The organism is Microbacterium aquimaris (assembly GCF_039531285.1).
In the GTDB taxonomy this organism is placed as follows: Bacteria; Actinomycetota; Actinomycetes; order Actinomycetales; family Microbacteriaceae; genus Microbacterium; species Microbacterium aquimaris.
This window is the reverse complement of sequence record NZ_BAAAPT010000001.1, coordinates 1,659,934-1,673,279: the sequence shown is the minus strand read 5'-3', so window position 1 is coordinate 1,673,279 and position 13,346 is coordinate 1,659,934. Positions and strand designations below refer to the sequence as shown.

The window sequence follows — 13,346 nt, the reverse complement described above, 5'->3', positions numbered from 1 at the left end:
TGACCGCGAATGCCCGCCCCGGTGCGGATGCGGCCCGCGAGCGGCGCGGACGGCGGCGGTGCGTCTCGCATCTGCGGGCAGGACATGCAAGGCCTGTCCCCGCGCCGACGACACCGGTAGCGTGACGGCCATGTCAGAACGTGAATTCGATGTCATCGTCGTCGGCGCCGGGGCGGTGGGCGAGAACGTCGCCGACAGGGCGGTGCAGGGAGGCCTGCGCACGGCGATCGTGGAGGCCGAGCTGGTCGGCGGCGAGTGCTCGTATTGGGCGTGCATGCCCTCGAAGGCGCTGCTGCGCAGCGCCGCGGCGCTGCGCGCGGCCCGCGCGGTCGACGGCGCGAAGCAGGCCGTCACAGGCGGCGTCGACGTGGCGGGGGTCCTCCGCCGCCGCGACGCGATGACGCACGATTGGGACGACTCGTCGCAGGCGAAGTGGGTCGAGCGTGCCGGCATCGAACTCGTGCGCGGTCATGCCCGGTTCACGGGGGAGAAGACCCTCGTCGTCACCGATTCCTCCGGCGACTCCCAGACACTCATCGCCCGCCACGCCGTGGCCGTGTGCACCGGGTCTGCGGCGATGCTGCCCGATATCCCGGGCCTCGCCGAGGTCGAGCCGTGGACCAGTCGCGAGGCGACCAGCGCCCGCGAGATCCCGCAGAGTCTCGCCATCCTCGGCGGCGGTGTGGTGGGCTCCGAGATGGCCACCGCGTACGCGGGGTTCGGCACCGAGGTGACCGTGATCGCGCGCTCCGGCCTGCTGGGAGGGATGGAGCCCTTCGCGGGCGAGATGGTCGCGGAGTCCCTCACCGGGATGGGCGCGACGGTACGCACCGGCGTGGAGGTGACCGCGGCGGGTCGCACCGACACCGGCGCCGTCCTCGACCTGTCGGACGGCACGCGGGTGGCGGCCGAGCGGGTGCTCGTGGCCACGGGCCGCATCCCGCGCACCGGCGACCTCGGGCTCGAGACGATCGGCCTCGAACCCGATTCCTGGCTGCAGACCGACGACACCCTGCGTGTGGACGGGTTCGACTGGCTGTACGCCGTCGGTGACGCCAACCACCGCGCCCTGCTCACCCACCAGGGGAAGTACCAGGCCCGGGCGGCCGGTGATGTCATCGCCGCGCGCGCGACCGGCGCCGCCGTCGACGACGCCCCGTGGGGCACCCACGTGGCCACCGCCGATCATGACGCGGTGCCGCAGGTGACCTTCACCGACCCGGAGGTCGCGTCGGTCGGGCTGACCGCCGCGTCCGCGCGGAAAGCGGGACGCACCGTCCGGGTCGTCGACTACGACCTCGGGTGGGTGGCCGGCTCGTCCACCCACAGCGACGACTACCGCGGCAGGGCCCGGGCGGTGATCGACACCGACCGGGGCGTGCTCGTGGGGGCGACCTTCGTGGGACCGGATGTGGCCGAGCTCCTGCACGCGGCCACGATCGCGGTCGTGGGCGAGGTGCCCGTGGACCGGCTGTGGCACGCCGTCCCGGCCTATCCGACGATCAGCGAGGTGTGGCTGCGTTTCTTGGAGGAGTTCGGCCGCCCGTCCACCTGACCCCCACCCTGCAGACAGAGCATGTCCCCTTTTCGGTCGTCCGCGGGAGCGGAGACGACCGAAAAGGGGACATGCGTGCGGGTGGGATGCCGGATGCGGCGCCACCCCGCGGAACGTCCGTGGATGAGACGGATCGTCCGTGGATGAGACGGAACGTCAGTGGAAGAAGTGGCGCTCGCCCGTGAAGAACATCGTGATGCCGGCGTCGCGCGCGGCGTCGACGACCTCCTGATCACGGACCGACCCACCCGGTTGGATGATGCTGGTGATACCTGCGTCGATGAGCACCTGCGGTCCGTCGGCGAACGGGAAGAACGCGTCGGAGGCCGCGATCGAGCCGGCGGCCCGGTCTCCGGCCCGCTCGACGGCGAGGCGGCACGAGTCGACGCGGTTGACCTGGCCCATGCCGATGCCGACCGTGGCGGAGTTCTTGGCCAGCACGATGGCGTTCGACTTCACGGCACGGCACGATTTCCACGCGAAGATGAGGTTCGTCATCTCCTCGTCGCTCGGACGCTCCCCCGAGACGAGCTCCCAGTTCTTGGCGACCGACTCGATGTCGTCCGGGAAGCGGTCCGCGTCCTGGAGCAGCAGTCCGCCCGAGACCAGGCGCACGTCCATGCGCTCCTGACGCCAGTCGCCGGGAAGCTGCAGCACACGCAGGTTCTTCTTCAGCGCGAACACCTCCAGCGCCTCGGGCTCGAAGTCGGGTGCGACGATCACCTCGGTGAAGATGTCGCGCAGGTTCTCGGCCATTTTGAGGGTCACGGTGCGGTTGGCGGCGATGACGCCCCCGAACGCGGAGACCGGATCGCATTCGTGTGCGCGCAGGTGGGCGCTGGCGATCGGATCGAGCGCCTGTGGCGCGGCGACGGCGATACCGCACGGATTGGCGTGCTTGATGATCGCGACGGCGGGCTTGACCATGTCGAACGCGGCGCGCAGGGCCGCATCGGCGTCGACGTAGTTGTTGTACGACATCTCCTTGCCCTGCAGCTGGGTCGCCTGGGCGATGCCGTGCCCACCGGCGCGCGAGTAGATGGCGGCGCGCTGATGCGAGTTCTCGCCGTACCGCAGCGTCGCGAGGCGCTCCGCCTTGATCGTGAGGTGCTCGGGAAGCTCCTCCTCCACCAGGGTGCCCTCGGCGAACCATGTCGCCACGGCGGTGTCGTACGCGGCCGTGTGCGCGAAGGCGCGGGCGGCGAGATCCTTGCGCTGGGTCAGACTCGTCCCGCCGGCGGTGACGGCGTCGGCGATGGCGGGGTACGACTCGGGCGAGACGACGATGGCGACGTTGGCGTAGTTCTTCGCCGACGCACGAACCATCGCGGGGCCACCAATGTCGATCTGTTCCACGACCGCGTCGCCTTCGGCGCCCGAGGCGACGGTCTGCACGAACGGGTAGAGGTTGACCACGACGAGGTCGAAGGGCTGGATGCTCAACTCGGACAGCTGCGCCTCGTGGTGCTCCAGACGGAGGTCGGCGAGCAGGCCGGCGTGCACGCCGGGGTGCAGGGTCTTGACGCGTCCGTCCAGCGACTCCGGGAATCCGGTCACGGCCGCGACGTCGGTGACCTCGTGCCCGGCTTCGCGGATGGTCGCCGCGGTGGAGCCGGTCGAGACGATTTCGACACCGGCGCCGGCGAGCGCCCCCGCCAGCTCGAGCAGTCCGGTCTTGTCGCTGACCGAGATGAGTGCTCGGCGGATCGGGACGATGTCACGGGCGCGGTAGAGGGACGGGTCGTGGCTGGGACCGGCCATGGGACTCCTTCGTTCGGGTGTCAGGTCGCGGGTGCTGCCGCGGCCAGGTCGAGGTCTCCCGTCGCGATGCGTTGCACCACGTCGATGAGAAGGCGGCGCTCGACCGGCTTGATGCGGTCGTGCAGGGTGTGCTCGTCGTCTTCGGGCAGGACCGGGATGCGCTCCTGGGCGAGGATGGGCCCGGTGTCCACGCCGTTGTCGACGACGATGACGCTGGCGCCGGTGCGGTCGACGCCGGCGGCGAGCGCGTCGCGGACGCCGTGGGCGCCGGGGAATTCGGGCAGGTACGCGGGGTGGGTGTTGATGATGCGCGGCGACCATCGGTCCACCAGCGAGACCGGCAGGAGCCGCATGAGCCCGCTGAGCACGACCAGGTCGGGGTTCCACACCGACAGCTGGGCGTCCAGCTGTGCACCCCACTGCTCGCGGGAGTCGAACTCACGCCACGGCACCAGGAAGGTCGGGATGCCGTAGGCCTCGGCATGGGCGAAACCGTCGGCCTCCCGGTCGGCGCCGACGGCGATCACGCGCGCCGGGAAACCGGGTTCGGCCGCCGCGTCGAGAAGAGCCCGGAGGTTCGACCCGGTGCCGGAGATGAGGACGACGACCGAGAGCACGCGGTCAGTCTACCGGCGGTGCCGCGCGCTCCCCACGGGCGCCGAGGTCGACCGTCTCGGCGACCTCGGCGGCCGGCGCGGGGTCCGCACGCGCGGAGGACTCCTCCCCGACCATCCACGCGAGCGCACCGCGCGGGGACAGCAGGAGGATGCCCGCCCCGACGAGCACCTCGCCTCCCACGGCGAGCGCCACCGCGCCGGGGTCCGGACCCACGTCGGCGAGTCGGCCGGGCCCCAGCGACCCGGACGCCACCCACGCCAGCAGCGCGGTGACGCCCGCGCTGCCGGCGGCGATCCCGGCGACGGCGGTGATGCGCGGCGCCCACCCCTCGGAGCCGGAGGAGGCCAGCCGGGAGCGCGCGACCCATCCGGCGAAGGCTCCGGCGGCGATCGGCACGAGCACGAGCATCAGCAGCCAGCTGTCGGTCGATTCCGGGACGGCGCCCAGGACGGGGATCCCGGGCAACACACCGACGGTGGTCCCGCCGGGCGCCACGGTGGCGCCGGTGCCGAGGCCCACGCCCGGTCCCGCGACGAACGAGAGCCCCCACACCACGAGGGTGGGCAGGTAGGCGAACTGGCCGAGCGTGAGCATCACGGCACCCAGTGCGTCGACGTGGGCGGACTGGTAGAGCGCGAGGATCTCGCCGATGCGCGACGCGATCGCGGACGTCAGCGCGAGGGCGCCTGCGCCGACCAGCGCGGCCATGCAGATGCCGATCCCCCGGGCGACCTCACCCGGGATCTCCCGCCACCGCTCGGATGCCCCCTCGATGCGATCGCGGAGGTCGGCGATCGGGCCCTCGGACGATTCCCGCCACTCGGTCACGACCGCGGCGGTCACCAGGGGTACGGCGTACACCAGCGCGGGTGCGGCGATCGCCGTGAGGGTTCCGGTCGCCGCGATCGGGTTCACCGATGTCAGGGCGATCGCCGTGGCTGCGGCGGTGAACACGACGATCCCGGAGGCCGCGCCGGTGACCCATGCTTCGGCGCGGGAGGCGCGGATGCCCGAGCGGACGCCGGCGAACGCGGTGAAGACCGCGAACGCCGACGGGGCCAGGGAGAGGGTGAAGGTGGCCGCCTCGTCGCTGATGCCGGCTGCGACCAGATAGTCGTCGGTGAAGGAGATGTCGACCGGGACGAGGTGACCGAACTGCCAGATCGTCGCCGACGCCGGCCACAGTGCGCCCCAGTCCGGCGCGGCGAGCCCGATGACCCACAGCAGGGTCAGCGGCGCGAGGACGACGGCGACGCCGACGGCCGCCGCGACGGCGGAGTCGACGGCGGCGAGGAGGGCGACGGTGAGGCGATGCATGCGCCATCGACCCTACCCACGGGTCAGCGACCCGACTGCCAGGCCCCGCGGGTCGGGAACGATCCACCGAACAGCTGCGCGACGGTCACGAGTACGAAACCCCGGTCGCGCAGGCCGGACATCACCCGCTCGACGGTGCGACCGGTGTTGGCGTGGATGTCGTGCTGAAGCACGATCGACCCCGGCCGTGGCCGGTCGACCGCGCGACGCACGAGCTCATCGTCGCCGGGCTGCTTCCAGTCTTCGGTGTCGACGTCCCACAGGATCGCCGGGAGGCCCGCGATCTGCAGCACCTCACGATCCCAGGCTCCGTAGGGCGGACGGAACGCCCGCACGGGCTCGCCGGACGCGGCCTGCAGCGCCGCCGAGGTGTCGTCGATCTCGGCGCGGACACGGTCGGGTTCGAGAGTGGTCAGATCGGGATGGTTCCACGTGTGGTTCTCGACGAGGTGCCCCTCGGAGACGGCACGCGCGAGGGTGTCGGCCCAACCCGCCGCTTTCTGTCCGAGGGCGAAGAAGGTCAGCCCGGCGTCGTACTCCCTCGCGGCGTCGAGGATCACCGAGGTCCACTCGGACGGACCGTCGTCGTAGGTGAGCGAGACGCAGGGGAACAGCGTGCAGTCCACCTCGCGCGCTCCCGCCGGGGGACCTACCGGCGGCGTGAAGGGCGCACCCCCGACGACGGCGGCGACGAGATCGGCTCCGAAATCGCTGACCAGCTCGGCGGAGCGGGGTGGCGCGACCGCGACCGGACTCGGCCCGGTGGTGGCGGCGATCCCCAGCGCTTCCAGCTCGGGCGCGGTGAACCCCGCCGGAACCGTGACCACCAGCGAACCGTCCTCCGCCGGAACCGTCGTGGCCAGGGCGGCGGCGATCAGCTCCGCCGCGTCACCTTCGGGCGGCGCGACGGGCGCGAGTGACAGGGCCCCGGCCTCCCGCCGGATCGCATCGACGATGTCCTCCCAGAGGCGGTCGGCGGCGTCGTCGCGCCACAGCCCGGCGGCGTCGACCGAACGGCCGTCCGCGGTGTCGACGTAGTGGAGCACGGAGGTGTCGGAGGAGGCCCGACCGTCGACGCCGGTGACGGTGCGCACACGCTGGCCGATCATCGTGCCGACGGCCACCACGATGTCGCACACCACCGCGGTGCCGGTCCCCCCGGGAGGACCCAGCGCGGGGTCGGCGAGGACGTCCGCGGCCGGCGCACGCGTCGATCCCGTAACGCACGCACGCTCGCCCAGCCCCGCGTCGACGTCGAAGACCTGCGGCGCGTAGCCCGTCCCGGTGGCCGTCTCCTGCCGCTCGATCGCGGTACGGACCGAGGGCAGGACGCCCTCTTCCACCGCCGGGGCACCGGGCAGGCGCATCCAGCGTGATTGCACGCGCACGTCGTCGTTGCGCAGACGCTGACCGACCACGCCCGGGAGCGAGGCGGCATCGACCGGTTCGGGAGGATCGACGACCGTCACATGCGGGGCCGGCCACGACGGCGGCGTCCAGCCGGGGTCGGTCGGCACGGCGCACGCCGTGAGGGTGAGCACCGCGATCAGGGCCGCAGCCGCGAGGCGCCTCATCCCTCCGCTCCCGATCCGGGAGCGGGTGCGGGAAGGTCGGAGTCATCCACCCGCACACCGTCGAGGATCAGCGCGAGCGCCGCGTGGTATCGGCCGAGCTCTGCCCCGGGCGCGGCTTCGGCGCGGACCACGACGGCGCCGGATCCGGATCCGGATCCGACCGCGGCGGTGAAGTGGTCGTCGGCGAAGACGTGGCGTGCGTCGAGACCCGAAGCGAGCCGTTCGGTGACCGCTCCGGATGCGTCGGTGGCGGCGGCGAACGCCTCCTCGAGCCCCACCTCCGACTCCACGAGCGAAATCGTCATCTCGGCGTCGGGGGAGCTCAGCCGCAGGGTGTCGTCGCCGAAGTCGGCGCGGCGAACCACCCATCCCACCGGCACCGTCACCGTGGCGGCGCCGCCCTCCGCGATCTGCACGGCGGTGTCGGTCTCGACCGCCTCCGCAGAGAGGTTCGCCAGCACAGGCGGCACGACGGTCACCGCGAGGACTCCGAGGACGACGGCGATCACGGCCGCGACGCCCGCGATCACGATCACCGCTTCACGGGTGCGCCACCGGTGCGCGGTCCCCGCGGTCTGCCCCATGCGGTCAGGATATCGATCGCCCCCGACGCCCCCGGTCAGCCGCGCGGGGTCCATCCCGACGGCAACGGCCCGTCGGGGTCCCCGCGTTCGGCGTCCGCGCGTGCCGACCAACCCTGCGCGGCGTCGAGGGCGTCGAACCCGCCGCGGGCGAGGCGGACACCGACGTCGTCGTGGTGCATCCGCGGTCCGCCTCCGCGGCGCGCGCCGGCCCGCACGCTGTGCGCGTCGTCGGCGAAGCCACCGCCGCGGAAGACCCGGTAGTCCCCGTATCGGGCGGGGTCCAGGAAGTCCCAGCACCACTCCCACACGTTTCCGAGCGTGTCGAACAGGCCGAAGAGATTCGGATGCCGACCGCCGACGTCCTGCGGGGCGGACAATCCGTCCGCGGCGGTCCACGCCACCTCCGACAGCGGCCCGTAGTGCGCGCCGGCCGAGCCCGCCCGGCACGCGTACTCCCACTCGGCCTCGGTGGGCAGCCGGAAGCCGTCGGATTCGACGTGCCACGTGACGTCGTCACCGTCGACCGTGTAGGCCGGTTCGAGGCCCTCCCACTCGGACGCGGCGTTGCACACGCGCACCGCCCGCAGCCAGGAGATGTCGGTCGCCGGGCGCCGCGGGTGATGCGCCGTCTCCCCGAGCAGCTCGCCGAGCTCGGCCTGGGTGAGGGCGAACCGCGCGATCTCGAACGGCTCCAGCTCGACGGCGCGTCGGATACGGCGCCGCGCGTCGTGGAGCACGACGTGCCCGGCGGGGAGGCGGACCGTCTCGATCTCGGTCATCGTGCGGGGGCGCGTCGGGCGCGCGGAGTCAGGCTTCGCGGGGCTCGAGCACGAACACCGCGATCTGCCGGTCGGTCTTCGTCTGGTACTCGTCGTAGTCCGGCCACACCTCGGCGGCACGCGTCCACCACAGGGCATGCTCGTCGCCGGAGAGCTCACGGGCGTCGTAGTCGCGCTTGTCGGCACCGTCCTGCAGCTCGACGTGCGGGTGGGCGCGCATGTTCGCCGCCCAGCGCGGCTCGTCGGGCGCGCCACCCTTGGAGGCGACGACGGCGTACCGCCCGTCGTGCTCGACGCGCATGAGCGCGGTCTTGCGCAGCCCCCCGCTCTTGGCGCCGACGGTGGTCAGCACGATGATGGGCACCCCGCGCATCGTGTTCGCCTCGGTGCCGCCCGAGGCCTCGAATCGCTCGGCCTGCTCGCGGGCCCATTCGGACGTGGACGGGATGTACTCACCACTCAACGGCATACCGCCACCCTACGCGCCCGCATCCCCGGCCCTCCTCGCCACCCCCGTACACACGAATCGCCCCTTTGCACACCGCCCCGAAAGGGGCGGCTCGCGTGCAAAGGGGCGATTCGGTGGAGCTGTCGCGACAGACGCGCGCGGATCAGAGCGATTCGATGATCTCGCGCATGAGGGCCGCAGTCTCGGACGGAGTCTTGCCGACCTTCACGCCGGCGGCCTCGAGGGCCTCCTTCTTGGCCTGCGCGGTGCCCGCGGAGCCCGAGACGATCGCGCCGGCGTGACCCATCGTCTTGCCCTCGGGGGCGGTGAAGCCCGCGACGTAGCCGACGACCGGCTTGGTCACGTTCGCCTTGATGAATTCGGCGGCACGCTCCTCGGCGTCACCGCCGATCTCGCCGATCATGACGATCGCCTTGGTCTCGGGGTCGGCCTCGAACGCCTCGAGGGCGTCGATGTGCGTCGTGCCGATGACGGGGTCGCCACCGATGCCGATGGCGGTCGAGAAGCCGAGGTCGCGCAGCTCGAACATCATCTGGTAGGTCAGCGTGCCCGACTTCGACACCAGGCCGATCGGTCCCTTGCCGGTGATGTTGGCCGGGGTGATGCCCACGAGCGACTCGCCGGGGGTGATGATGCCGGGGCAGTTGGGTCCGATGATGCGGGTCGTGTTGCCCTTGCTCTTGGCGTACGCCCACGCCTCGGCGGTGTCGCCGACGGGCACGCCCTCGGTGATCACCACGAGCAAGCCGATCTGGGCGTCGATGGCTTCGATCATCGCGTTCTTGGTGAACGCCGGGGGCACGAACGCGATCGACACGTCCGCGCCGGTCTTCTCCATCGCCTCGGCGACGGAGCCGAACACGGGAAGCTCGATCGACGCGCCGTCCTTGTCGGTGTGCGAGACCGTCGTTCCGGCCTTGCGGGCGTTGACGCCGCCGACGATGTTCGTGCCGGCCTTCAGCATCAGTGCGGTGTGCTTGGTGCCCTCGCCGCCGGTGATGCCCTGGACGATGACCTTGGAATCCTTGTTGAGGTAGATCGACATTTTCTGGTCCTTATCCGGATGCGGTTCAGGCGGCGGCCAGTTCGGCGGCCTTGTCGGCGCCCTCGTCCATGCCCGCGGCGAGCGTGACGAGGGGGTGGTTCGCGGCGGCGAGGATGGCCCGGCCTTCCTCGACCTGGTTGCCGTCCAGGCGCACGACCAGCGGCTTGGTGGCGGCGTCACCGAGGATCTCGAGGGCCTTGACGATGCCCTCGGCCACGGCCACGCAGGAGGTGATCCCGCCGAAGACGTTGACGAAGACGCTCTTGACCTGCCCGTCGCCGAGGATGACGTCCAGTCCCGAGGCCATCACCGTCGCGGAGGCGCCGCCGCCGATGTCCAGGAAGTTCGCCGGCTTCACGCCGCCGTGGTTCTCGCCGGCGTACGCGACGACGTCGAGCGTCGACATGACCAGGCCCGCACCGTTTCCGATGACGCCCACCTCGCCGTCGAGCTTGACGTAGTTGAGGCCGGACTCCTTGGCCTTGGCCTCGAGCGGGTCCGCGGCGCCCTTGTCCTCGAGCTCCTCGTGCTCGGGGTGGCGCACCTCGCTGGCGTTGTCGTCGAGGCTGACCTTGCCGTCGAGCGCGATGACCTCGCCCTCTTCGGTGCGCACGAGCGGGTTGACCTCGACGAGGGTGGCGCCCTCGCCCTTGTAGACGTCGTACAGCTTGACGAACACGTCCGAGACGGCCTCGACGAGGTCGTCGGGGAAGTTGGCGGCCTGGGCGATCTCGACCGCCTTGGCCTTGTCGACACCGGTGAGCGGGTCGACCTCGACGCGGGCGAGCGCTTCGGGCTTCTCGACCGCGAGCTGCTCGATCTCCATGCCGCCTTCGACCGAGCACAGGCTCAGGTAGGACCGGTTGGCACGGTCGAGCAGGACCGAGAAGTAGTACTCCTCGGCGATGCGGGCCCCGGCGGCGACCATGACGCGCTCGACGACGTGTCCCTTGATGTCGAGGCCGAGGATGGCCTGGGCGGCCTCGTAGGCCTCGTCGGGGGTCTTGGCGACCTTCACACCGCCGGCTTTGCCGCGGCCTCCGGTCTTGACCTGGGCCTTGACGACCACGACACCGCCGATCTTCTCGGCCGCCGCGCGCACCTCCTCCGGCGTGTCGGCGACGAGGCCCGGGAGCACCGGCACCTCGTACTTCTCGAACAGATCGCGTGCCTGGTACTCGTACAGATCCACAGTGCGTTCCTTCGCTGTTGCGATGGGTGGGTGATGTGGTGAACCTTCTCGGCGCCGAGGGATCGCTTGACGTCGAGATATCGACCAGTCATCGAGCCTACTATCTCGAGACCGGCTCCCCCGGCACACGGGGCAGTCGCCGCAGATCGCACGCCGCAGGACCCTCGATCCGGGTCCCCTCCGCCGTGAACCTCGACGCGTGCAGCGGGCAGTCCCAGGACTTCTCGGCGTCGTTCCAGGCGAGCACTCCCCCCAGGTGCGGGCAGACGGCCTCGACGGCGCGCGTGACGCCGTCGACGGTGGACACACCGACCGGTTGCGTGCCGCGGTGCGCGACCACACCCTCGCCTTCCTTCGGCTGTGCCACCGGGACCGCGTGGCGATGTGCGTCCACCCACCCGGAGGCGGCCTCCCAGCCGACACGGAGATTCTCCACACCACCGCGGCCGAGGTCGGCCGGGACGGTGAGCCGGCGGGAGATGGTGTTCATCCAGGAGGGTCGCTCGCTGCGGGGCGTGCGGATGATCTCCGCGGTGATCCGTTGGGCGGCGGCCGGACCGTTCGACAGGCCCCATTTGCCGAACCCGGTCGCGAAGCGCACCCGCCCGAGGGTGCGCGGCATCGCCCCGACGAACGGGATGAGGTCGTGTGACTCGTAGTCTTGCGCAGACCAGGATGCGACCGGGTCGGCGCCGGGGAACTGCGCGCGCGTCCATGCGATGAGGTCCTCCATGCAGGCGCGCGGCGACACGGATCGTCCGACCGGGTGGCCGTTTCCACCCACGACCAGGCGGGCACCGACGACGGGTCCGTCCGCGGAGGTGACCGACCGCAGCGACCGGACCGGCGCATCCACGGAGAGGTACAGACCGTCCGGGACATCGCCGTCGACGTCGAACGCGACGCCGTATGAGCGCAGTCCGCGCGTCTTGGCGAAGTAGAGACCCCGGTCGGTCAGCGGCGCTCCGGTGGCCAGGACGATGTCGTCCGCGGAGACGAATCCGGCACTGGTGTCGAGCACGGGGCGTGGCACGACCCGAACCCCGGTGACCCGGACGCCGGTATGGAGCGTCGCCCCCGCCGCGACGACCTCCCGGGCGAGGGCCGCGGCGACCCGATAGGGGTCGATCGCGACCTGGTCGTCGAGGGCGACGGCATCGACGATCGGGAACGGCAGCTCGGCGTCGGGTGTCACACGCCGCACCGGCAGCCCCGCCTCCGTGGCGGCCGCGGTCTCGGCCGCCACGTCCGCGACACCGTCGGCGGACTGTGCGTACGAGTACGCCGTCCGCCGGGAATACGTCACGCCCGCCTGATCGGCGAACGAGGTCAGCCACTGCGCGCCGTCACGATTGGCGTCGACGTATGCGCGCACGAGGGACGCGGGATGATGTCGCCGCAACGTCGACAGGACCGACCCCTGCAACAGCGACAGCTTGCCCGTGTTCGACCCCGAGGCCAAGTGGGCGACTTCACCCGCCTCGAGCACCGCGACGTCGCGTCCGGCGCGGGCGAGCAGGAGCGCCGTGGACAGTCCGGTGATGCCGGCGCCGACCACCACGACGTCGGGACGTCTGCCGTCCCACGGGGTCGACGGGATCCGGTCCGGCACGAGGGTCCACAGAGAGGTCATGGATTCATGCAACGCCCCGGCCGGTCTCCACGACAACGGGTTGACAGCCGCGTCCGCTCGCGGGATTAGGCTCGGGGCACGATGAGCGACGCACCCTCGGCCCCCGACACCCGCACGGCGGTGATCGCCGCAGCCCTGGACCTCTTCGCCGAGCACGGATTCGAATCCACCTCGGTGGAACAGATCGCACAGGCCGCCGGGGTGTCGCGCTCGACGTTCTTCCGCCAGTTCGGCGGCAAGGACGACGTCGTCTTCGCCGACCACGAGCTGCTGCTGGAGCGTGCGCGCGCGTGGCTGGCCATCGGCCACGACGACCCGTGGGAGGCGGTGTGCCAGGCCTCCCTCGACGTGTACCGGCACTTCGCCGCCGATCCGGACCTGGCCCGCCGCCGCTACGCGGTCGTGCGTGGTGCGCCCGCGCTGCGCGACCGCGAGATCGTGACCGTCTTCCGATACGAGCGCCTCTTCGACGAGTACCTGCGCGGCGCCCTGCCCGGGATCGACCCCGTGGACGCCGTCGGGTTCTCGGCCGCGGTGACCGCCGTGCACAACCACGTGTTGCGCCGGCTGTTGCGCGGACCGAAACGGGTCCCCGCCACGACGCTGCGGCAGGCGTTGGACGGGGTGCGGCGTCGGTACGGCGTGCTCGCCGATGACGCCCCGGCCGAGGATGATGTCGTCGTCGCCGCCTTTCCCCGAAGGATGCCCCTCGCCGAGATCACCCGCCGGCTGCGCGACGAGCTCGACGGCTGATCCCCTCTGCCGACGAGGCCCGGACGGGTCCGCGAGGGGGGTGCCGCGGGCGCCCCGGGTCGAGTA

General features: G+C 71.7%; 12 protein-coding genes. 2 read left to right on the top strand and 10 right to left on the bottom strand.

Annotation, left to right across the window (positions count from 1 at the left end; all coding sequences use genetic code 11):
• Positions 1-130: 130 nt before the first annotated feature.
• The gene (locus tag ABD204_RS07680) at positions 131-1,555 is read left to right on the top strand and encodes a dihydrolipoyl dehydrogenase family protein (protein ID WP_194424038.1); all 1,425 of its coding nucleotides are present in this window, start codon (positions 131-133) and stop codon (positions 1,553-1,555) included.
• A 156-nt stretch (positions 1,556-1,711) separates the two neighbouring features.
• Here ABD204_RS07680 and purH read toward each other — a convergent pair whose 3' ends face one another.
• The 10 genes from purH to ABD204_RS07630 form a co-directional block, all read right to left on the bottom strand.
• Complete coding sequence (gene purH / locus ABD204_RS07675) at positions 1,712-3,316, bottom strand: bifunctional phosphoribosylaminoimidazolecarboxamide formyltransferase/IMP cyclohydrolase (RefSeq protein ID WP_194424037.1); 1,605 nt, start codon at positions 3,314-3,316, stop codon at positions 1,712-1,714.
• 20 nt (positions 3,317-3,336) lie between these two features.
• Positions 3,337-3,933 carry a phosphoribosylglycinamide formyltransferase gene (gene purN / locus ABD204_RS07670; protein WP_194424036.1) on the bottom strand — a complete coding sequence of 199 codons (597 nt, stop codon included), beginning with the start codon at positions 3,931-3,933 and terminating at the stop codon, positions 3,337-3,339.
• Positions 3,934-3,937: 4 nt separating this feature from the next.
• Positions 3,938-5,251 (bottom strand): cell division protein PerM, encoded by a 1,314-nt coding sequence (locus ABD204_RS07665; RefSeq protein WP_194424035.1) that lies wholly within the window; start codon positions 5,249-5,251, stop codon positions 3,938-3,940.
• 23 nt (positions 5,252-5,274) lie between these two features.
• A complete protein-coding gene (locus tag ABD204_RS07660; RefSeq protein ID WP_194424034.1) occupies positions 5,275-6,825 on the bottom strand; it encodes a polysaccharide deacetylase family protein in 1,551 nt (516 codons plus the stop codon).
• A complete protein-coding gene (locus tag ABD204_RS07655; protein WP_194424033.1) occupies positions 6,822-7,409 on the bottom strand; it encodes a hypothetical protein in 588 nt (195 codons plus the stop codon). Before ABD204_RS07655 ends, ABD204_RS07660 begins: the two co-directional genes overlap by 4 nt.
• A 35-nt stretch (positions 7,410-7,444) precedes the next feature.
• Positions 7,445-8,188, bottom strand: coding sequence for a formylglycine-generating enzyme family protein (locus tag ABD204_RS07650; RefSeq protein ID WP_194424032.1), 744 nt, complete (start codon positions 8,186-8,188; stop codon positions 7,445-7,447).
• A gap of 28 nt (positions 8,189-8,216) precedes the next feature.
• Positions 8,217-8,657 (bottom strand): nitroreductase family deazaflavin-dependent oxidoreductase, encoded by a 441-nt coding sequence (locus ABD204_RS07645; RefSeq protein ID WP_194424031.1) that lies wholly within the window; start codon positions 8,655-8,657, stop codon positions 8,217-8,219.
• Positions 8,658-8,799: 142 nt separating this feature from the next.
• On the bottom strand, positions 8,800-9,702 hold the full coding sequence (sucD, locus tag ABD204_RS07640; RefSeq protein WP_194424030.1) for a succinate--CoA ligase subunit alpha: 903 nt from the start codon (positions 9,700-9,702) through the stop codon (positions 8,800-8,802).
• A 25-nt stretch (positions 9,703-9,727) separates the two neighbouring features.
• On the bottom strand, positions 9,728-10,894 hold the full coding sequence (gene sucC / locus ABD204_RS07635) for an ADP-forming succinate--CoA ligase subunit beta (protein ID WP_194424029.1): 1,167 nt from the start codon (positions 10,892-10,894) through the stop codon (positions 9,728-9,730).
• 100 nt (positions 10,895-10,994) lie between these two features.
• The gene (locus tag ABD204_RS07630; RefSeq protein WP_194424028.1) at positions 10,995-12,527 is read right to left on the bottom strand and encodes an FAD-dependent oxidoreductase; all 1,533 of its coding nucleotides are present in this window, start codon (positions 12,525-12,527) and stop codon (positions 10,995-10,997) included.
• Positions 12,528-12,608: 81 nt separating this feature from the next.
• On the opposite strand from ABD204_RS07630, the gene ABD204_RS07625 reads away from it, so the two are divergent.
• The gene (locus tag ABD204_RS07625) at positions 12,609-13,280 is read left to right on the top strand and encodes a TetR/AcrR family transcriptional regulator (RefSeq protein WP_194424027.1); all 672 of its coding nucleotides are present in this window, start codon (positions 12,609-12,611) and stop codon (positions 13,278-13,280) included.
• The last annotated feature ends 66 nt before the right edge of the window (positions 13,281-13,346 follow it).